The sequence below is a fragment of the Yoonia ponticola genome (assembly GCF_014199395.1).
GTDB lineage: Bacteria > Pseudomonadota > Alphaproteobacteria > Rhodobacterales > Rhodobacteraceae > Yoonia > Yoonia ponticola.
This window is the reverse complement of sequence record NZ_JACIJM010000004.1, coordinates 375,638-397,671: the sequence shown is the minus strand read 5'-3', so window position 1 is coordinate 397,671 and position 22,034 is coordinate 375,638. Positions and strand designations below refer to the sequence as shown.

General features: G+C 56.5%; 15 protein-coding genes. 12 read left to right on the top strand and 3 right to left on the bottom strand.

What is annotated here, in order from left to right; translation table 11 throughout:
• Positions 1 to 63: 63 nt before the first annotated feature.
• Together FHS72_RS09245 and FHS72_RS09240 are read left to right on the top strand one after the other, a co-directional pair.
• Entirely contained in the window at positions 64 to 3,942 is a 3,879-nt protein-coding gene (locus FHS72_RS09245) for an autotransporter outer membrane beta-barrel domain-containing protein (RefSeq protein WP_183528313.1), read from the top strand.
• Between the two features lie 77 nt (positions 3,943 to 4,019).
• Positions 4,020 to 5,243 carry a cytochrome P450 gene (locus FHS72_RS09240; protein ID WP_183528311.1) on the top strand — a complete coding sequence of 408 codons (1,224 nt, stop codon included), beginning with the start codon at positions 4,020 to 4,022 and terminating at the stop codon, positions 5,241 to 5,243.
• A 17-nt stretch (positions 5,244 to 5,260) separates the two neighbouring features.
• Here FHS72_RS09240 and FHS72_RS09235 read toward each other — a convergent pair whose 3' ends face one another.
• A complete protein-coding gene (locus FHS72_RS09235; protein ID WP_183528309.1) occupies positions 5,261 to 6,571 on the bottom strand; it encodes an ABC transporter substrate-binding protein in 1,311 nt (436 codons plus the stop codon).
• A 206-nt stretch (positions 6,572 to 6,777) separates the two neighbouring features.
• On the opposite strand from FHS72_RS09235, the gene FHS72_RS18610 reads away from it, so the two are divergent.
• Positions 6,778 to 9,594, top strand: a complete 2,817-nt coding sequence (locus FHS72_RS18610; RefSeq protein WP_183528307.1) for an EAL domain-containing protein — start codon at positions 6,778 to 6,780, stop codon at positions 9,592 to 9,594.
• Between the two features lie 18 nt (positions 9,595 to 9,612).
• Here the strand turns inward: FHS72_RS18610 and FHS72_RS09225 are convergent, their stop codons facing one another.
• The gene (locus FHS72_RS09225; protein ID WP_183528305.1) at positions 9,613 to 10,251 is read right to left on the bottom strand and encodes a TetR/AcrR family transcriptional regulator; all 639 of its coding nucleotides are present in this window, start codon (positions 10,249 to 10,251) and stop codon (positions 9,613 to 9,615) included.
• 180 nt (positions 10,252 to 10,431) lie between these two features.
• Here FHS72_RS09225 and FHS72_RS09220 point away from each other — a divergent pair, with 180 nt between their 5' ends.
• From FHS72_RS09220 to FHS72_RS09210, 3 genes are read left to right on the top strand one after another with little or no spacing between them, the layout of a single operon-like run.
• The gene (locus FHS72_RS09220; RefSeq protein WP_183528303.1) at positions 10,432 to 11,430 is read left to right on the top strand and encodes an HlyD family secretion protein; all 999 of its coding nucleotides are present in this window, start codon (positions 10,432 to 10,434) and stop codon (positions 11,428 to 11,430) included.
• Entirely contained in the window at positions 11,393 to 12,652 is a 1,260-nt protein-coding gene (locus FHS72_RS09215; RefSeq protein ID WP_183528301.1) for an ABC transporter permease, read from the top strand. Before FHS72_RS09220 ends, FHS72_RS09215 begins: the two co-directional genes overlap by 38 nt.
• Entirely contained in the window at positions 12,649 to 13,782 is a 1,134-nt protein-coding gene (locus FHS72_RS09210; protein ID WP_183528299.1) for an ABC transporter permease, read from the top strand. Before FHS72_RS09215 ends, FHS72_RS09210 begins: the two co-directional genes overlap by 4 nt.
• Before the next feature lie 48 nt (positions 13,783 to 13,830).
• Here FHS72_RS09210 and FHS72_RS09205 read toward each other — a convergent pair whose 3' ends face one another.
• Positions 13,831 to 14,193, bottom strand: coding sequence for a VOC family protein (locus tag FHS72_RS09205; RefSeq protein ID WP_183528297.1), 363 nt, complete (start codon positions 14,191 to 14,193; stop codon positions 13,831 to 13,833).
• A gap of 234 nt (positions 14,194 to 14,427) precedes the next feature.
• Between FHS72_RS09205 and FHS72_RS09200 the strand changes: the two genes are divergently transcribed.
• The 6 genes from FHS72_RS09200 (at position 14,428) to FHS72_RS09175 (ending at position 21,644) form a co-directional block, all read left to right on the top strand.
• Entirely contained in the window at positions 14,428 to 15,096 is a 669-nt protein-coding gene (locus FHS72_RS09200; RefSeq protein WP_183528295.1) for a cupin domain-containing protein, read from the top strand.
• Positions 15,093 to 16,148 (top strand): flavin monoamine oxidase family protein, encoded by a 1,056-nt coding sequence (locus FHS72_RS09195; protein WP_343042668.1) that lies wholly within the window; start codon positions 15,093 to 15,095, stop codon positions 16,146 to 16,148. Before FHS72_RS09200 ends, FHS72_RS09195 begins: the two co-directional genes overlap by 4 nt.
• Before the next feature lie 5 nt (positions 16,149 to 16,153).
• Positions 16,154 to 16,726, top strand: coding sequence for a TetR/AcrR family transcriptional regulator (locus FHS72_RS09190; RefSeq protein ID WP_183528291.1), 573 nt, complete (start codon positions 16,154 to 16,156; stop codon positions 16,724 to 16,726).
• Between the two features lie 84 nt (positions 16,727 to 16,810).
• Positions 16,811 to 17,716 carry a LysR family transcriptional regulator gene (locus FHS72_RS09185; protein ID WP_183528289.1) on the top strand — a complete coding sequence of 302 codons (906 nt, stop codon included), beginning with the start codon at positions 16,811 to 16,813 and terminating at the stop codon, positions 17,714 to 17,716.
• A gap of 130 nt (positions 17,717 to 17,846) precedes the next feature.
• Complete coding sequence (locus FHS72_RS09180; protein WP_183528287.1) at positions 17,847 to 19,925, top strand: hydantoinase/oxoprolinase family protein; 2,079 nt, start codon at positions 17,847 to 17,849, stop codon at positions 19,923 to 19,925.
• 9 nt (positions 19,926 to 19,934) lie between these two features.
• Positions 19,935 to 21,644: a hydantoinase B/oxoprolinase family protein gene (locus FHS72_RS09175; protein ID WP_183528285.1), complete on the top strand. Its 1,710-nt coding sequence runs from the start codon at positions 19,935 to 19,937 to the stop codon at positions 21,642 to 21,644.
• The last annotated feature ends 390 nt before the right edge of the window (positions 21,645 to 22,034 follow it).

Genomic DNA, 22,034 nt, shown 5'->3' with positions numbered 1-22,034 from the left:
GTTGTGGTTGTGTGCCTTCGCAAATTCACCATCGGACTAAAACCTAAAAATAGAGAAGAATTAATGACACGCATTAGCGCTACCCCACCTAAACTTCGCGGCAAACTTTTGCTCTCAGCCTCACTACTCACAACCAGCCTCGTGGCCTACGGACGCCCGGCGCAGGCCGAGAACGAATGTACCGTTGAAGCTACAAGCGGTACTTACCTCTGCTCAGGCGTGATCAGTGGAAATGAATACCTTGGCGATTGGGGGCGGTCCGTTACAGTCGTCGCGGATGAAACCGCAGACTTCGTGAGCGACTATTATTACAATGTCAACGTGCAGGGGCGTGACATAACGATTACCGTCGAGGAGGGCGCCAAGTTTAATCTGGGACTGGTAGTCGACTCTGGGTATAGTAACTCTGCCACAGGGCAAGGCGGCGTCGATATTGTCTTTAATGGAGACATCAACCAAGCGGAACCCGAAGGCGTACAACCTTTCGACGTCTACTTCGGACACGGCATCGAAGTCAGGGCGAAGTATGGGAACACACGAGTCGTAACCGGATCGGGCGACATCACACTTCTTGACTATGAGTCCAGTGGGATTAGGATTGGTTCGAGATATCCCGGCTCGGGCGATGTCGTTGTTCAAACTGGCGCCGGTGACATTAGCGGCGGCCGAAACGGCATCGATGTCGACGCGCTAAACAACGCGACCGTAACGACGGGTGACGGGGCGATTACTGGTACGCGGAATGGTGTTTCAGTCCTTCAGTCAAATGAACCGGTACTCCCGCGCTTTTATCCCGTATTCGCTGCTCCACAAAACCTCGTAGCGCAGGACCAACAAAAAAAGATCGAGATCAGTACAGGTGTGGGTGACGTCACTGGCGGCAAACATGGGATCGTCGTAAGCGCCGAAAGCGCGGATATTGAAGTCACGACAGGTGCAGGTTCGGTCTCAGGTGGCGTTGCTGGTATCTATATTGATGGCGATAATGACGTTACGGTCCAAACCGGCGATGGCAACGTGACTGGTGCTGGAGAGTGGAGTGACCCCGACGTCGACAGTGGGGACGATCACGAGCGAGAAGGTGCGGAAACCCAGCGTGGTATTTACATCAAGGCTGGCAATGACGTTACTGTTCAAACAGGTGCAGGCCACGTCAGCGGTGACGATTACGGTATCGATCTGCGCGCAAGTAACGACATTACTGTAGCGACGGGATCGGGCGGCGTTGGCGGTGGTGAGTATGGGATCAATCTCGGTTCTGAAAATGATGTCACTCTGACGACCGGCACGGGCGGTGTCACCGGTGGTATCGGCGGTGTTCGCATCAACGCTAGAAATAACATCGCCGTAACAACAGGCGACGGCACGATTTCAGGAGACCGTGGCGGCATCTTTGTCAACCAGGCTGCGGGATATGAGGTCTCCGATGCATCTAATCCTGAAGGGGCGACTTTGCGCGCCGCTTACCCCGTTCCGGACCGCACTGTTGCGGTCAACACGGGCGCTGGTGATGTTTTCGGCGATTATTACGGTATCAAGGTTTTTGCACAAGATGCTGACATTCAAATCACAACAGGGTCGGGCAAAATCGGTCAGCTCGGTGACGAAAATACGGGCGCCACAGGCGCTGGTATCCTTGCCGTTGCTGGTAAATATAGCAGCAGTGGTACGGATAAATATGGCACTAATCTAGATTTTGCCAACGCCGGAGATGTTGAGGTTACAGTTGGCGACGGCGGCATTGAGGCTAGTGTCGGCGTAATCGCATTTGGTCGGAATGCCACCGTCACTGTTAGCGGTGATATCGTTACAGGCGATCACGGGCTTACTGGTATAGTGACAAGCACGTTGCCGGAATATCTGTCTAACTCAGCAGAATCTACGACTGAACCAACAGGGCTGAACTCAATTACGATTGAATCCGGCGCATCTGTGAGCGCAGCTAATGGTCGCTATGGGATTGCGACAAATTACGGCAATTCAGAAATCACAGTCGCTGGTGAAGTTATCGGTGGTGAATCTGGCGCGATCGTAACAAACAAGTATTTCGATAGATATCAAGAGTATACCAGTGCAGGTACCACGCGCATCGAGTTGCAGTCTGGCTTTGCCATCACTGGTGACGTGATTGCTCGTGGCGAGCGCGATGACGACGTTTTGGCGCTTGGTGGTGCGGGTGATCTTTCGTTTGATCTGTCCAAAATTGAAATCGACGCAGAAGAGACGGAAACCGAAGAACCAGAATTGCCGGGACTCATTTTAGCTCCGGCACCTGACGACATCGTTCTGGAAACGGAAAAGCAGTATTACGGCTTTGATCAGTTCGAAAAAGTCGGCAGCGGCACTGCAACGCTTAGCGGTATGAACGACGCGATTGACAACTTTGCGGTGCGCGAAGGCACGCTGCAATTCTCTGATGTCATGGCCGAAGCTATGGCCGTTGACTTGATCGGTGGTCAGGTCACGGGCGCGGGCCGGATCGGCAACCTGATTGCACGCACCGGCACAACAGTTGCGCCCGGCGTCGGTAACGCAATCGCGACTATCGCAGTCGCAGGCGATCTTTCGTTTGAAACTGGCAGCACCCTTGCGGTTGACGTGAACGGCCAAGGCGAGAGCGATCTGCTCGACGTTGATGGTACGGCTGCGATTGGCAGCGATGTTGCATTGGCAATCACTGGTGAAGCTGGTGATTACAGTGTCGAAGACTTGTCATGGACTGTGATCGCGGCAAAAGGCGGCGTGACTGGCACCTTTGGCGAGATCACGGATAGCTTGGTCGACGTACAATTCGCCGATATCTACGACGGTGATACCGTGGTCTTGCAAGCGACCGTCGACGTGCCAACACCGATTGAACCACCTGTCGAACCTGTCACACCCGTTGAACCTGTCACGCCACCAACAACGGCAAGCGGCGTGTCCGACAAATCCAACGGCCCGGCAAGTACTGTCGGTGCGGGCTTCGCAGGTCTGTCCTTTGCAGCGCAACTGAATGGCGTGCCACAACAGGGTAACGGCGCGCAATCAACATCAGCCAAAAGCTTGGTCGGTGAAAACGCTGGCTACTTTAGCTCGAAAGGTGATGCACGCTTTGGCATGACGGATATGACAGTCTTTTTCGGGACATTCACCGAACGGTCTGACATCGACGCAAGCGACACGACACTTGGGTACGAAACAAGCTCTACCGGACTTTTGGGCGGCTTGAGCTATGCTAACACGTTGACAAACAACGTGTCTTACCAAGTTAATCTCGCACTGGGCATCAGCGGCACAAACACACAGACCGACGAAGGGTCCGCGGAATCGACCGATTACCACTTCGGTTTGGGTGGTGTGATGACAAGCGGTCCTCTCGATTTCAAAGGTGCGCTTGGGTACTCCATGGCGGACATTGAATTGGACCGTCTGGTCGGGGATGCAACGGCAACTGCGCAAACTGATGCGCGGACATTGTCCGGTGTGATCCAGGCGTCTTACGACATGGCAGCGCAGGCTGGCCTGTCCGAAAGTGCAAGACTGGCGCCGATGCTGCGTATTCGGGGCTACTCAACCACGTCTGATGCTTACACAGAAACAGGTGCTGGCATTCTGAACCTCAACGTTGGCGAAGTGTCCTCTGATGCGCTTTATGCTGGTGTTGGTTTCGAATTCAGCGACAACTTTGTGGTAAACGGCACGACGCTGCGGCCGACGCTGAACATGGTCTACGACACCAAAATCTCTGGCGACGATACGAGTTCTGCATCGACCATCACTGGTGTGACAGGTGAATTCGACACCATCGTCAACGGCGGTCCTGACAATCTGTTCTCCATTGATGCAGGTGTTGCGTTTGATATCGAAGAGAACGTCGAAGGCTTTGTGAATTACGGCACAACTTTGGGCGAGGACCTGCAAAGTCATCGCGGCACAGTTGGCATGACGATCAAGTTCTGATCTAACAGACGTGCGGGCGCCACATTGCTGGCGCCCGCATTCTTTCTATTGAAGCACCGCGCAGGACCGAGGCTGACATGACGCCCACAGCCATTCTTGACCCCGCGCAACTGGTGGACCGCACGCCGGCCCGCAATGTCGACGACATCGTCGCAAAACTATACCTACACGCGTGGAACGGTGAGACAAAGCCGCAGATGCTTGGCCGGATGCAGTTGATTTCTGACCCTGTCGAGGCTGCAGACTTGCTCATGCAACCCGATCATTTTCCGAAATATTACAGCTTTCTTACCGAATTGGGCCGATCGCGCTTGGATGCGAACGGCGCTGATTGGGAAAAACGACGCGACCTGACGCAACCGCTCTACCGTGAAGCTGCGCGCACTGCGAACCGTGCGCCGTTAACCGCCTCCTACGCACGCTGGCTGACAGATGATGCGATCCAATCTGGCAGGATCGGGCACGCGCTTTTGGCCGCCGCGTCCGAGATTTTCCTACACGCGCTGGGCGGCTCTATTCCGACGGGTCCAGTCGCCGACTGGTTGCTCACGTTGCGCGAAACGGCGCAATTTGCCCAACATGTCGCGATGTTCGATCCTTCGCCTGCGCAACATGCAAAGTTGCGCGAAGACGTGGCGCAGCTACGCCAAGATTTGCGCGGTTTGTTAATCAAAGATGAACCGCTCAAGCATTACCTACATGATCGTTTGGTCGCCTTGGATCATTCCATGGATCTGCTTGGCGAGGTCACGATCAACCTTTTCGCAGGTGTCGAAACAACCGTTGCGTCAATCTCATGGGCGTTGAATATCCTCGCACGGGACCCCGAAATGCAGGCGTATTTGGCTCGCGAAGTGGCCCTTCACGGTACCGATGCACCAGCACTTTCGCATTTTATTCAAGAGGTTATGCGCTACTGCCCGCCAGTGCCACTGCTCGTGCGCACAGTTGCGGCTGACAATCAGACGCTGGCCGGACGCCCCGTTGCCAAGGGCGATCTGATCGCGCTGTCGATTGTTGGCCTGCACCATCATCGCGACCATTGGAATGATCCTGCGAGTTTTGACGCCAAGCGACCCGAGTTTGTCGAAAACAGCTACCACCGCCGCGCGTACCTGCCATTTTCGGCGGGGCCACGGGTTTGCGGCGGTCTTGGCCTTGCGCGGGCAGAGGTCGCGATTGCACTTGGCCAATTACTGCAACGCTACAGGGTTTTGCCCGTCACGACGCCAATCACTTACGAACTGTCGCTGAACCTGCGCCCCAGAGGCACATCGCAACTGCAGTTTGAACCGCTGTAGGCGGGTCGGGCGACGCGCTAGTACCCCGCCGCTGTCATCGCCTGTGTGGTTAAAATCTGCGCTTTCGCTAACGCGTCTTCGACGGTCTGCTGGCCCGTATACGCTGCCGAAAACTCCTGGCTTACTTCGGATGCAATGCTCGCAAACTCGGGGATCGCGGCGAACTGAATCCCGATATAGGGGCTGGGTTCAACGGTCGCATTTTTAGGGTCCGCCGAAAGGATGGACTCCATCGTCATCTGTGCAAACGGCAGCGCTTGATATTCGGGGTGCTCGTAGAGCGACGTGCGCGCACCAGGCGGCACGTTTGCCCAACCCTCGTTTTCGGCCACAAGTTCAATGTAACCCGTTCCAGTTGCCCATTCGATGAATTGCTTCGCCGCCGCCTCTTGGTCTGTACTGGCCGGGATTGCCAACGCCCACGCCCAAAGCCAGTTGGACCGCCGCCCCAATCCGTTGTCTGGTGCAAGCGCAAAGCCGGCTGAATCCGCCACCGTGGACTCTGCTCCAGTGACGAAAGATGCGGCAACCGTCGCGTCGATCCATATGCCGCATTTACCTTGGTTGAATAGGTTCAGGTTCTCGTTGAAACCGTTCGTCGCGTAAGTCGAAGGGCCGGATTCCGCCATCAATTTCATGAAGAAATGGATCGTATCGGCCCAAGGTTGCGTGTCGAATTGTGCGTTCCAGTCCTCGTCGAACCACCGCGCGCCGAACGAATTGGACATCGCTGTGATCAACGCGCCGCCTTCGCCCCAACCCGCTTTGCCGCGCAAGCAGATACCGTTGATGTCGGCTTCGCGGTCGGTCATGGCCGCAGCCGCCTCCGCGATGAAGTCCCATGTTGGGGCTGTCGGCATGACCAGCCCTGCCGCGTCCATCAAATCCGTGCGGTACATGACCATCGACGACTCGCCGTAGAACGGGGCCGCGTACAACGACCCGTCATAGCTTAATCCGTCCACCATGGCGGGCAAAATGTCAGCGGCGTCGTAGCCTTCACTCAGGTCGTCCAGCGGGATCAACCAACCGTTCGCCGCCCAGATCGGCGTCTCATACATGCCAATCGTCATGATGTCGAAATCGCCGGTATTTGTGGTGATATCCGCCGTAATGAGTTGACGTAGAATGTTTTCTTCCAGCGTGACCCAGTCAACCACGATGCCGGTTTCTTGGGTAAAATGATCCGTGTAGCCTTGCATGCGCATCATGTCGCCATTGTTAACCGTCGCGATTGTGATGGTGGTCGCGTGGTTATCGGCCGCAGCGATTGTCGCCGCAATGCCCACCGTGCAGATGCCGCACAGAATGCCAGTGGTATAAGACATCGGTTCCTCCCAGAACGAACATACACATCTCTGCAGTTAGCTATTTTGGATGGCAAATGGTAACAACATTTTACCAATCGGCTAGTCCTTGCCGCTGCTTTGGTTGAATTAATTAGATAAAATCGACTTTACATGTATCAAGTGAAAGCTGTTTAGGACTTGTTAAGCACTTTAGTATATCCGCGTGCGTAAACTGGGAGACGAGCGTGGCGCAGATTGAACGACTGGCGAGAAAGGAGAACGCGCTTTTTTGGCGGTATACGCGTCGCTACCTTTTGGCCATGGGTCTTGTCGGTGGTGCGATCTTGCTCGGGGCGTTCCAGATTAATCAGGCGTTGGAATTGAACCGTCGCGAAGGTGCGATCATCAGCACCGCCTCCACGCAACAACGTCTGGCGCAACAGCTAGTCCTGTTGCCGGAACGGATCGAGGCGGAAACCAACAATTATTCCCGCAATTTAACCTTAGACGTCGCGCGGAACGCAGTGAATGAAATGCGTGCGGGGCATGGTTTCTTGGTGAATGGCCACGGCGACGACATGCCGCCTGCCGCCGATTCAGATGCGCTCAATAATTTGTACGAAACGGGCGGGCTGAACCTTAATCAGAACGTAGAACGATTGCTCGACGCTTATGATTTCTACCTCGACGATCCAGAGGCCGGGCAAGAAGCGGTCAGAGTGGCCAGTTTCAACGCGGAAAATTTCCTCCTGATATTGCTCGAACGGGCCGTCGAGTTGCACACAGCAGCGAGCGAAGCAAAAATCGACCATGCCATTACTTTGCACCGCTTTTGGTTCACGATTGCGCTGGGGCTGTTCGGATTTATCATCCTGTTCGTCTTTCGTCCCTTGGCCCGCAACGCGGCCAAAACCGTCGTCGCGATGAGCGCAGAGATCGACGAGGGCGCAAATCTGCTCTCAAAATCCTTCAAAATCGCGAAGCTGGGGCATTGGCGCTTGGTCAGTCCCTATTCAGAAAAAGCGTGGTTTTCCAAAGAATTGATCGACCTTCTTGCGCTGGATTTGGACGAGGGCGCGCACCCGAGAAAGCTTCTTCAACTCGGCAGCGAAGTCATTGATCCGCTGTCAAATCATGGCGCGATGAATAGGGTTTGGAACACGGGTGTGCCGGATGTTGCGCGTTCGACGTTTCAAAAACCAAATGGCGATGTGATTGAATTGCTGATCCACTTGGATGCCGAACTTGATAGCGCGGGCAACGTCGGAGGCGTCGTTGGGGTGGTCAAGGATGACACCGCAGAGGCGCAGGCTGAACGTGCCCTTGTGAAAAGTTATGACACGATTGAACGTAAATCCAACGACCTGATAGAGGCGCAGCGGCTCGGCAAACTAGGCACCTTTCGCCTGCCGCTGGGATCAAATCGCGTCGGTTGGGACGAAAGCGCATATTTTTTGATGGGCTTCGATCCGACCGAATTTGACCCCCGTATCGAAAACGTCGGACGGCTTTACCTTAATGATGGCTTTGCGCGCATCACCGCGTTGAAGGAAAACGTGGTCCAGACAGGCGAAACCCAATCGGTCATTGTTCAAGCGCGTACCGGAAGCGGGGCGGTCATTGATTTACAGATCCAATTCAAGCTGCAAGTTGACGATCAAGGCGAGCCTGCTGCACTTTTTGGAACCATGCAGGACGTCTCGATTGAACGGGCAGCAGCGCGTGAATTGGAAAAGCTCGCGTTCTTCGACGGGCTGACGGGGCTGGCAAACCGGACGTTGTTTAATCGCGAGTTAAACCGTGTCAGTGCGGACTGCGCCGATGGCGATCAGCGCGCGGCACTTCTGATTATAGACCTCGATCATTTCAAAGAGGTTAATGACACGCTTGGGCATCAAGCTGGTGACGAACTGCTTGGCATTGTTGGTAAACGCTTGACGCAGATATTCGCGGATAACGGCTTTGTGGCGCGGTTGGGCGGGGACGAATTCGCGGTGATTGTCGAAGACTACGCCTCAAAAAACGTCATTGATCAACTCTGCAAAGACATCATCAAAAACATAAGCATCCCCGCGACACTGTCGTCGGGAATGGTGCAAACAAACGCGAGCATCGGCGTGGCGCTTGCCGCCACGGATTCCTCGCAGCCAGACGAACTACTTAGCTTCGCCGATCTCGCGCTATATTCGTCAAAGGCGCAGGGACGGGGCAGGGCAAGCTACTATGCGCCAAGCTTTAGCGAAGCGTTAGAAGTCCGTACATCGCTCGCCGCGAAAATTCGGTCCGCGTTGGATCACAATCGGTTTGAGGCGCATTATCAACCGATTGTTGACGTCGCTACGCAAACGGTTTCGGGGTTTGAGGCGCTACTCAGATTGCCAACCAGCGACGGCAAATATATCCCGCCCTCGCAATTCATTCCCATCGCGGAAAGCTCGCATCTTATCGCTGATCTGGGCAGTTTCATTTTGCACGAAGCATGTCGCGAGGCGCAATCTTGGCTGGCAGACGGGCAACCGCGGCGCACAATTTCGGTCAACGTTTCGGCCGCCCAAATTTGGCACGGCGACCTAGAGCAGGTCGTCGTAAGTGCATTAGATCGATCGGGGCTCGACCCGCAGTTGCTGTGTATCGAGTTAACCGAAAGCGTTTTTGTCGCCGATAATTTCGACAAGTTGGACGAAATTCTATGCCGCCTGAAATCGCGTGGCATTCAACTGGCTTTGGATGATTTCGGCACGGGCTATTCGTCGCTTGGGTATTTGAACAGGCTGCCTTTTGACATTCTTAAGATTGACCGAATGTTCGTGACAAATGCCCATGTCAGCGCTGAAAAACGGAAAATGTTGCGCGGCGTGTTTAGCCTCGCCAAGGGGCTGGATTTAAAGGTGACAGCCGAAGGTATTGAAAGTCATGAAGAATTTGAACTGGTGCGCGGACTTGGATGTGATGTAGCGCAGGGTTGGTACTTTAGTCGCGCGCTTCCTGGCGACGACGCGATCCTGCGCGCCGAGCAACTTGATCAGCAATCTTGCGTTCAGATCGGCGCAGTCGCGGTATGACCTTGCTCCATTTTCGGATCACATCTTCTGCATAACAAAGCGTGTACATTTGTCGGACCATTCAGATATTTCCGCAGTTTTGCCGTCATAACTTGGGTCCAGCACCGCTTCTCTTTGCGCGCCGTTAATCATGCTGCGCAGCAGGCTGGCTGCTTCCGTCAAGTCCACATCGTCAGGCATGTCCGGTTCGGAAAAGATCGCCACAAAGCGATTGTCGAACGCTTGCGCCACCTTTTGGATCGACGACAGGTAGTTGTCGCGAAATTCGGGGAATTGCGCCTGTTCAGCAAAAACGGCGCGGGCTTTCACGACGCCATTGTTGCTGAGGACCAGCTGCGAATATGCGCGCGACAGCGCCAATGCCGCGCCCTGTGGTGTTTCATCAAGCGGCGATGTGTCGAGATGCGCGATGCTCGTCTCAATGGCGTCGTCGGCGACTAACCGAAACAGGCTCGCTTTGTTCGGGACGGTTTTGTAAATTGTCCGCGTCGACATGCCAGCCTTGCGCGCGACGGCTTCGATGCTCGTACCTGAATACCCTTCGTTCAGAAACACATCGGCTGCCGCTTTGATCAATAGCGTCCGCGTTTCGCGTTCTGTGCGCAGGGTAGGGCGGCCGCGTGGTCGCTTTTTCGGGGTCTCTTCGACTTCGGTCATGTCCACTCCTGTTTGTGCTTTATAAAAACGGATATTTTTGTAAATCAAGCGCGTTTGTACCAAACCTGCAAAAACCTACCTCACGTCTTCTTGATCGCCGCATTGTAGCATTGACTTACATCGCAAGATGCTTTTAGAAAACCATGATTTTCCGAATTAATATGACCCCGAGGACACCCGATGAAACTGAACAAAACCGCGGCTATCGCAGTGATCGCCGTTGCTGCGGCCGCAGGCTATCTGGTTTGGACCGTGAGCAAACCCGCAACCTATCTTGTGCAGGGCGAAGTCGAAGCGACGCGCATTGATTTGTCCGCGATGATTTCGGCACGTGTGTCCGAAATGCCTGTAAACGTTGGCGATAACGTCGCTACTGGCGATGTGGTTTTGCAAATGGAAAGTGCCACATTGGACGCGCAATTGGCCGCAGCTCAGGCCGCACTAGACGTCGCCCGCGCCAATCGCGATCTCACGTATTCCACCCGCCCAGAGACGATCACCGCCGCCGAGGCACAGTTGGAATCAGCCCGCGCAAATGTGACGCTGGCGCAAAGCAACTTTGACCGCATCAATCAGTTGCGTAGCGATTCTGTTGTGTCACAGGCTGGGCTCGACCAAGCGTCGAATAGTCTGACCGCCGCAATTCAGGCGCACGCGGCAGCGCAAGCCAGCCTCGATCAGGCGCGGAACGGCGCGAGCCCAGAGCAAAAAGCAGTCGCTGACGCCCAAGTCAAACAGGCCGAAGCCGCCGTTTTACAGACCAGAGCCAGCGTGAATGAAATGACCGTTGTGTCGCCTATCGATGGCGAAGTCACCACGCGCACGTCCGAGCAGGGCAAACTGTTCAGCGCGGGCGCCCCGCTGATTTCCATCGTCGATGTGGACCACGCATGGTTCACCTTCAACCTGCGCGAAGATCTTCTGGAAGGGCTCGAAGTTGGCCAACCGTTGAAAGTGCGCGTGCCGGCATTAGGCGACGACGCTGATCTGATCGACGCTGCAATTGCATCGATCAACGTCCAAGGCAGCTACGCAAACTGGCGCGCAACCAAGGCAACCGGCGATTTCGACCTGCGCACTTTCGCGGTACGCGCAGACCCCGTTGGCGACGTCACAGGCCTGCGCCCCGGCATGAGCGTCCTTGTCGATTGGCCCGCAACCGCACGCAGCGGAAACTAATCCAGTGGCCCCGTCGCATCTTCCCCCCGGTTTTCGCCGCATCTGGCGGCGTGAATTGCGCCAGATCGCAACGCGGCCAGCGCTTGCGTTCATGCTGGTGCCGCTGCCGTTGATCTTGTTTCTCGTGCTGGCCGTGGTCTTTGCGCCGGGCTTGCCGCGTGATTTGCCTGTGGCTGTTGTTGATCTGGACGGCTCAACAATGTCGCACCAGATCGTGCGGATGGCGGATGCGTCGGCTGATGTTGAAGTCGTCGAACAGCTTGCCACGCTCAGCGAGGCGCGGCAGGCGCTTGTGTCTCAACGCGCCTATGCCATTTTGATGATCCCCGCTGACATGGAACACGACCTGCTGCTGGGACAACGCCCCGAAGTCGTCGTCTTTTCAAACAGCCAATTTTTGACCGCAGGCGGCATAGTCGGCCGCAGTCTAACTGCGACCGTCTCGACATTTTCGGCAGGCGTATCGTTAAAGCTATTAGAGGGACGCGGCATCGGCACAGATCGCGCGATGGATTTGATCACACCAATCCCCGTGCAGCAAAGCCCCTTGTTCAACCCGTCACTCGACTACATCCAGTTCCTATTGTCCGCCGTGATGCCAACCATCATGCAGATCTTTATCTGCGCGGCGGCGGTGCTATCGTTTTCACGCGAACGCCATTCGCCAAACGGCATGGCACGTCTGTTGCGCGTCTCGAAAACGCCAAGCCGCGCAATTTTCGGCAAACTGCTGCCTTATACTTTCATCGGCACGTTCGTTTTGCTGCTCGGTGATGTCCTGATGTTTAGCTTCTTTGGTGCCAGCTTTCGTGGCAACGTCTTTGTGTTCTTCCTTAACGGCTTCATGTTCATTCTGACCTGTCAGGCGCTGGGGGCGTTGATCGCCCTGATCGCCAAAGACACGACAGGCGCACTCGGCATGATGGGACTGATCGTGGCACCGTCGTTCGGCTTTGCTGGCGTCAGCTTTCCACGCTTCGGGATGACAGCATTCTCGCAGATTTGGGGCGCAATCATTCCGCTGACACCTTATTTGCAACTGCGGACAGACCAGACCTTGCGCGGCACGCCGCTGGAGTATTCCTTGCCGACAATGGCATGGCTATTCGCCCAACTCGTTGTGTTCTCGGCCCTGCTGTGGCTCATGGCTCGCAAAACAATGACACAAACACCCGTCGTCGCGGACGAGCCAACAGTCGAGACCGCAGAGGCCGCACAATGACCAAGTTAAAGCACTTCCTAGCCGAGGTTCTCGGCGCGCTACGGTCGCTTTTGGCAGATGACAGCGCCAAATCCACAATGATCGTCGGCATTTTGATCTATAGCGTTCTGTACCCACAGCCCTACGTGGGCGAAGTGTTGCGCGATGTGCCTGTCGTTGTGATTGATCAGGATAATTCAAGCGCCAGCCGCGAGTTTGTGCGCGAAATCGACGTGACAGAATGGGTCGATGTGACGATATCCGCACCTGATATGGAAACTGCCCGCGATGCGTTTTACCGCCGCGACGTCTATGGGATCGTCGTCATTCCCGCAGGGTTCGAGGCCGATATCCTTGCCAGCCGTCCAGCACCCGTGGCCGCTTATAGCGACGGCAGTTACCTGTTGATCTACTCAAACGTGATGCGGGCGGTGGCGACTGTCGCGGGGACAATGGGGGCAGGGGTGAACTACGCGCGGCTCACGTCACTGGGCGTGGATGATGGCGTGGCACGCACAATGTTGTCGCCTATTGCGGTGACAAATGTGGCCGTTTTCAACCCACAGGGCGGTTACGCCAGCTACGTCATTCCGGCGGCCTTTGTTCTGATCCTACAGCAAACCCTGCTGATGGGGATCGGGCTGCTGCACGCGGGACGCAGTCTGCCATCTGGTCGCAAGTTATGGGCCACGATCACCGCCTATTTTGCCCTCTATATGATCTGGGTCGCCTTCACGCAGATGACGATCCCTTATCTGTATAGCATCCCGCGCACGGGTGATCTGGTCACGTTATTCATGATTGCGATCCCGTTTATTTGTGCCTGTATGGCGATGGGGTTTGCGATTGCGATGGCCATTCCATGGCGCGAAGGCGTTGTGTTCTTGCTCGTGGTGATCGGGATGCCGTTGTTTTTCCTGTCGGGTATCTCGTGGCCCGTAGAAATGATCCCAGAGCATCTGCGTGCCTTGTCACTGCTTGTGCCATCCTCCACGGCCATTTCCGCCTTTGTCGCTGTAGACCAAATGGGCGCATCGGCGCAGGACGTAGCGGGCGCAATCCAAACGCAGGTCGCACTGGCGGTGGTTTACACGATCGCGGCAGTGGCGTTGTCGCGATTGCCACGCAACCGCGCGAAAGCTTTGCCATAAAAACAGGCCCACCCTAAACCAATAGGGTGGGCCTGCTGTCATATCCGGTTAACCAAAGATGTAGAACGCCAGTTTGTTCCCATCAGGGTCGCGCACATAAGCGCCATAGAAGACATCGTCGATCCGCTGCCCTGGCGCACCTTCACAGGTGGCGCCCAGCGAAATCGCTTTGGCGTACATATCGTTGACTTCGTCTTTGGTCGCTGCAGAAAACGCGATCATCGCACCATTGCCGCAGCTCGGTTCATTCCCGTCAAAAGGTTCGCACACAGCGATCATCGGGGCGTCCAGCGTTTTACCGATCATCGCCAAGCGGCCTATGTCGACCTGAACCGGCGCGTCGAACAAGTCTGTGTAAAAAGCCTTGGCCTTTTTCATGTCTTTGACGCCAATCGTTGAATACCCAATCATCGTGTTTCCTTTTGTGTTAGGTGAGTCTCTACCAACTAGTAGGCAGTTACATTTAGCGCAAGCATTAATGATAGCTTCGCCCGAACCCTTTGGCCGCATAGGGCGAACAGATAACGCATATCAGCCGCTCTCGGTCCTCACTTAATCGCGAGGTCAGCAGGGCAATCCAAATCATGCAATTGACATTCGCACACTAACCTACCTATTGGTAGGGTGCACAAAAGGAAATCACCCATGGAATTGAACGCAGACTTTCGCAAACGTGTCGTCGTCCACTCTGACCAGATCGCATGGACCGCATCACCGATGCCCGGAGTGGATCGTCGCATGTTGGACCGGATCGGCGGCGAAGTGGCCCGCGCGACCTCCATCGTGCGCTATGCACCCAACAGCAAATTCTCGGCGCATACGCACACGGGTGGCGAGGAATTCATCGTTCTGGATGGCGTATTCCAAGACGAACATGGCGACTTTCCAACGGGCACCTACGTGCGCAACCCGCCAACTACGTCGCACACACCGGGGTCTGATGCGGGCTGCACGATCTTTGTAAAGCTCTGGCAATTCGACCCCGACGACCGCACGCAGTTTCGCAAAACCATGGCGGACGACCTCGCCGCACCCGTTGACGGCGTGGCAACCGCCGAGCTGCACCGCGATGCGTTCGAAGTCGTGACCTACCATCACCTCGACGCAGATGCCGCGCTGACCAATGTTGATGCAGGCGGGATCGAGGTCTTGGTTCTCGACGGCGCAATCACCGAAGGTGGCGACACGTTAACCAAGAACGCATGGTTACGCCTCCCCGCAGGCACGCCGTTGAACGCAGTCGCAGGCCAAGACGGCGCAAAACTCTGGATCAAAACAGGCCATCTGGTCCACGCCAAAGCACCCAACCCGTGACAACGTTAATCATCGGTGGCGGGTTGTCTGGCCTCGCGCTTGCGCGGGGGCTTGAGGCTAAAGGCGCGGACTATCAACTGGTTGAGGCGCGTGCGCGCTTTGGCGGGCGGATCAAAACAGAACAGCACGCTGGCGGCCATTTTGATATGGGGCCCGCGTGGTTCTGGCCCGCACAGCCGCGCATCGCCGCCTTGATTGACGCGCTTGGGTTAGAGAAATTCGACCAGTTTGCCGAGGGCGATCTGGTGTTCGAGACAGAGCGCGGCGAAATCCAACGGGGCCGCGGGTTCTCGTCGATGCAGGGATCTTGGCGGCTGAAAGGTGGGCTAGGGGCGTTAATTCAAGCGCTCGTGGACGGATTGCCGCAAGACCGGATGCGCCTCAACGCAGTTGTTACGACGTTAACGCAGACCAAATCAGGCATCCGCGCAACGCTGAACAATGGCGAAACAATCGACGCTAATCAGGTCGTCCTGTGCCTGCCGCCGCGCCTTGCCGCGAACATCACCTACCTGCCAGCACTGCCGCAAAACGCGGTCGCCACGATGCAAAACATCGCCACATGGATGGCCGGACAGGCCAAAGCCGTCGCCGTCTACGACCGGCCATTCTGGCGCGAAGACGGATTGTCCGGCGATGCGCAAAGCCGGATCGGCCCGATGGTCGAAATCCACGACGCATCCCCCGCGCAAGGCGGCCCCTACGCGTTGTTCGGCTTCATCGGCGTCCCGCCTCAATCGCGCAGGGACGCGCAAGCCTTGAGCCAACACCTGCAAGCTCAATTCACCCGCCTGTTCGGTCCAGACGCAGCAAACCCGCTGCAACTGTTCGTCAAAGATTGGGCGTTTGATCCGCACACATCGACGCAGGCTGATCTCGCCCCGCTTTATGCCCATCCGACCTACGGCCTGCCGCGTATTTTGAACAACCTTTGGGACAACCGACTGCAGTTTGGCGGCACCGAAGTGGCGCCCGCATTTGGCGGGTATCTCGAAGGCGCTTTGGAAGCAGCCGAAAACGTCCTACAGACTTTGAAAACCGAAAATAGGTGATCGCAATGCCAACATCTGACACAAAAACCGCTCTTTTGAATTCAGCCGAAACCGCTGCACGGACGCTGGGCTTTGACGGGTTCAGCTATGCGGACCTCGCCGAAGATGTCGGCATCCGCAAGGCGAGCATCCACCACCATTTCCCGTCAAAAGCGAAACTCTCGGTCGCATTAATGCAGCGCTACCACGAAAACGTGCAGAGCATTTGCGCCGAAATAAGCGAAAAATACGCTACAGGTGGCGAGCAGTTAGCGCAACTGATCGGGCTGTACCGAACGGGCAGTAACGGCGGCAAACAACTGTGCCTCTGCGCCTCGTTTTCGGCCAGCCGCGACAGCCTTCCTGCTGATGTTATTGAACAAATCAGCCAGTTTCGTGCAATGATCGTCGGCTGGATGACCAAAGCGTTCGAGACAGGGCGCGACGACGGGTCCATCGCAAACGTCGTTGATCCGGCGCTAGAGGCGGCAGCGGCGCTGTCCTTGCTCGAAGGCGCGCAACTCGCCGCGCGCGCCGAAGAAAATCCCGCGTTCTTTGAAAACGCGATTATGCTTCTGACCCTACGGATCACATCCTGACAGCAGACGTGCGAGCGGCTGCGCGAATGACCACTTCTCATTTACAGCCTCACAGGATAGATTTTTGTGATCCTGGAGGCGCGCATGATAAAAAGTAAACTCACACTCAAGCAACTCGAAGCCTTTGTTCAGGTCGTCGACACAGGCACGTTTCGCAAAGCGGCAGCGGCACTTGGCACAACGCAACCGAACATCTCGGCACGCATATCGTCGCTGGAAAAATCGCTCGACGTGGTTCTAATGCACCGCGACGCAGGATCGGTGCGACTGACGGACGTCGGAACAACTTTGGTCGCAGCGGCGCGTCAGGTGATCTGGTCCGGCGAGGCGCTGCTTGAAGTCGCAAAACGGCAGGATTTAATCAAAGAACGCCTGCGCTTAGGCGTGACCGAATTGATCGCCTGTACGTGGCTGCATGATTTCCTACGCGCCTTCAAGAAATCCTACCCCTCCGTTAGCGTCGAACTTCAGGTCGATTTATCCCGCGAAATTGATCGCAGTTTGGTCAGTGGGCAGATTGATCTGGCCATTCAAACCGCACCTTTTTCAACGGAATTGGGTGGCAATCTGCCGCTTGGAAATGACCGCTATATCTGGGTCGCGACGCCCGAAATCGTGCAGGACATCGGCACCAATCCCGCGATGACGGACCTGTTTAACCATTCAATCCTGACCCACGCACGCCACACGCAATCATCACAGGAACTCGCGGATTTTGCCGACCTCAATAACGTCTCGCAAAACCAAATCGTGCATTCCAGCAGCCTTGCGTCCTGTTTGCCGATGGCTGTGGATGGCATGGGCATCGCCTTGCTGCCCCGCCAAATCGTCAGCGACGCGATATCCCAAGGGCGTCTTGTCGCGCTAAACTGCGACTGGACCCCCAGCGATTTAGAGGTCCACGCCCGCTTTGACGACAAGCGCGTGCCGCGTTTCGTGCGCCACGCCGCAGAGATCGCGCAACAGATCGCGGCCGAAACCAGACGATAACGAAAAGTAACCACCCCTAGAACAAATAACAATTTTTCCTGCTCCTGCGCTCTGCGTAAACTCGCGACAAACGGGCACCTCAAATGCGACCGATGGTCCCGCAAACCATAAGCTGAAAGGATGCTCGGCGATGAAACGGTCTTCGATCCGGCTTGGCGCGGACATTGGCGGGACGTTCACGGATGTTGTGCTTGAAAAAGACGGCGTCGTTTTCTCGACCAAGGTCCTGACGACCTACACCGCGCCGGAAAACGCCATCATCGACGGTATGCATCAGGTCTGCGAAAAGGCAGGCGTCACCCCCGATCAAATCGGCCAGATCATCCACGGCACGACACTGGCCACCAACGCACTGATAGAGCGGCGCGGGGCCAAAACCGCGCTAATCACGACCCAAGGTTTTCGCGATGTGATTGAAATGCGGACCGAAAGCAGGTTCGAACAATACGACCTGAACCTGACACTGCCAGAGCCGCTTTTGCCGCGTCAATTCCGGTTCACCGTCACCGAGCGCGTGAATGCCAAAGGCGAGGTGATGATCCCGCTGGACCGCACCGAAGTCGAAGCCGTCGCCGATCAAATCGCCATAGCGGGCTTTGACAGCGTCGCTGTTGGTCTTATCCATTCCTACCTGAATCCGGCCCACGAACAGATGATCCGCGATGTGCTCGCGGAACGCTTGCCCGACGTCGCCGTGTCGATTTCGTCCGAAGTTTCGCCACAGATGCGCGAATACGAACGCTTTAACACGGTCGTTGCAAACGCCTATATCAAACCCTTAATGGCGTCCTACTTAGGACGTCTCGAAGAGCGGCTCAAAGCCGAAGGCGTCACCTGCCGCGTCTTCCTGATGCATTCGGGCGGCGGCATTATCTCGATCCAGAATGCCGCTGATTTCCCCGTCCGGCTCGTCGAATCCGGTCCTGCGGGTGGCGCTGTTTTTGCAGCACATATCGCGGCGCGCTACGGCATCGACAAGGTGCTAAGTTTCGATATGGGCGGCACCACGGCTAAGATTTGCTTGATCAAAAACCAGACCCCAAAAACCAGTCGCGTGTTCGAGGTCGCCCGCACCTATCGCTTTAAAAAGGGGTCGGGCATGCCGATCTCTATTCCTGTGATCGACATGGTGGAAATCGGCGCGGGCGGCGGGTCGCTTGCGCATGTCGATAGTATGAAGCAAATCCGCGTCGGTCCGGAAAGTGCGGGATCAGAGCCGGGTCCGGCGTGTTACGGGCGCGGCGGCGACCGTCCTGCGGTCACGGATGCGGACCTTGTTTTGGGCAAGCTGGATGCGGATAATTTCGCAGGCGGGTCAATCAAACTGCACGCAGGCCACTCCAAGGCCGCACTGGTAGCGCACGTAGGCAAAACGCTGGACATGGACGCGGTCGAAGCAGCCTTTGGCGTCGCCGAAGTTGTGGATGAAAACATGGCCAACGCGGCCCGCGTACACGCTGTCGAAAACGGCGAGGACCTGTCTGAATACACCATGATTGCCTTTGGTGGTGCAGCCCCACTGCACGCGGGACGTCTTTGTGAAAAGCTGGGTGTCGCCCGCCTGATCGTCCCACCGGGGGCGGGCGTCGGGTCCGCAATCGGGTTCCTGCGCGCGCCTTATAGCTTCGAAGCGAACCGCTCTGTCTACATGAAACTCAGCGATTTTGACCCGCAGGTCATCCGCGATCTGCTGACCGATCTTCAGACCGAGGCGACAGGCTTTGTGCGGACCTGCGACGCGACCTCTGACATCCTGTCCGAATTCAAAGCCTACATGCGCTACGCTGGCCAAGGTTGGGAAATCCCGATTGAGTTGACGCAAGACCAAGCCATGACCCCGGATGCCGCCACCTTCACAGCACGTTTTGAAGAAGACTACGCGAAACTATTTGGCCGCACCGTGGTCGGCATGGATATCGAAATCACCGTCTGGTCGGTGAACGCGACAACGCCGCCAGAAACTGTGGCGCGGATCGCGGCGACTACGGGCGATGGCACCGCGACCAGCCAAGGCCAGCGGTCCGTGTTCGACGCCGCATCGGGTAAATATCTGGACGCAGATGTGATCGACCGCGCAACCATGCAAACCGGACAACGGGCGCAAGGCCCCGCCGCCGTCACCGAAGACGAGACAACAATCATCATTCCCGCAAGTCGCTACGCGATCTGTCAGCCCGACGGTTGCATCGACGTTGTGGTCAAAGGGTAGGGGATCAGCATGGCACAAGAACACTCTAAAGTCGCCTATCAAGTCATGTGGAACCGCTTGATTTCGGTCGTCGAAGAACAGGCCCAAGCTTTGGTGCGCACCGCATTCTCTACATCGGTCCGTGAGGCGGGCGATCTGTCCGCAGGCGTCTACGACACCCACGGCAACATGCTGGCCCAAGCCGTCACAGGCACCCCCGGCCACGTCAACGCAATGGCCGATGCCGTCGCTCATTTTATCCGCCGCATCGGGCGCGAGAACATTTGTGACGGCGACGTCTATATCACCAACGACCCATGGGAAGGCACCGGACACCTGCATGACATCACCATGGTCACACCGTCGTTCCACCAAGGCGCATTGGTCGGTTTCTTTGCCTGCACGGCGCATGTCGTGGATATCGGCGGGCGCGGCCTCGGGGCCGATGCGCAAAGCGTGTATGAAGAAGGGCTCTACATCCCGATCATGAAATTCGCCCATAAAGGCACGGTTGACGAAACGCTGGTCCGCATCATGCGCGGCAATGTGCGCGAGCCGGATCAGTTGATCGGCGACGTCTACGCGCTTGCCACTTGCAACGAAATCGGCCACCGCCGTCTGGTTGAGATGATGACCGAATTTGCGCTCGACGATCTGGACGGGATCGCGGATTTCATCCTTGAAAACTCTCGCCGCGCCACGATTGAAGCAATCGCGGCCTTACCGCGCATGTCTGCGGATGGCGACATGACGGTCGACGGGTTCGACACGCCGATCACGCTTAAAGTCAAAGTAACAGTGCATGAAGACCGGATCGTGTCAGACTTCACCGGCTCGTCCGGCCTCGATAAAAAAGGCATCAACTGCCCGCTGGTCTACGCCAAAGCCTACGCTTGCTACGCGCTCAAGGTCGCCATCGCGCCTGAAATCCCCAACAATGCCGCGTCCTTAGCACCGTTCGAAATTGTGGCCCCCGTCGATACTATCGTGAACGCAGTGCATCCCGCGCCAGTCGCTTTGCGGCACATCGTCGGCCATTTTGTCCCTGATACGGTCTACGCCGCCTTCGATAAAATCGTACCCGGACTGGTGCCCGCCGAAGGGGCAGGGTGCCTGTGCAACTTCCAAGTGTCCTTGCGCCCGCGCACCGATGCGCCCGCGCCCGCAAATGCACGACGCTCCGAAGTGCTGACGTTTAACTCCGGCGGCTCCGGCGCACGGCCCGCCTTTGACGGGTTAAACGCGACGGCCTTTCCATCCGGCGTGATGACCATGCCGATTGAAGCGACCGAACACGCAGGCCCCGTTATCATCTGGCGCAAAGAATTGCGACCCGACAGCGGCGGCGCAGGCAAGACACGCGGCGGTCTGGGGCAATACATGGAAGTCGGCGCGATGGACGGTCACGAATTCGACTTTCAAGCGATGCTCGACCGCGTTGATCATCCTGCACGTGGACGGCGTGGCGGCATGGCAGGGGCCAAGACGACAATCGCGCAGGATGACGGCACCACCATGAATGGCAAAGGTAAACAATTCGTGCCGCACGGGCGCAAAGTGCTGATGGCTTTCCCCGGCGGCGCGGGCTACGGTGCCGCGTCTGACCGTCCCAAAGACCTCGTGCTGCGCGACCTCGCCCGTGGCTATATCTCAGCGCAAGCAGCAGCGCGTGACTATAATCTGACGGCTGACGAGATCAAAACCGTGCAAGACGCCGTGGCAAAAGGCGAAATCGCCTGACGGCAAACGCACGGCTTGTCCCGTCGCACCACACAACCGCCTGCGCTTTACGCGCTACAGTGGCGAACCTGAAGACATCCATATCAACGTCGATCACGCCGACCAGCGCGCCTGACCGACTCACCTGAAATCATGGCGTTCCTGACGGCATGGGAACGGCAGCGTTTGGCCGCAGATTCCCAAATACTGGCATTTCCAGAATAAAATCCGCCATTTATCCACTTGAAGCATGGCCTGCCACGAAATCAAATTCGGGCTAACTGTCGACACTTCTGCGTGAAGACCCTATACGCACCCATTCAATCCGATTGCAGATTGCCAACCACAAGGCCCACGGGCGTTGTGGTGAACCGCAAAAAGAAAGGGACACCGATGAACGCGATCATCAGC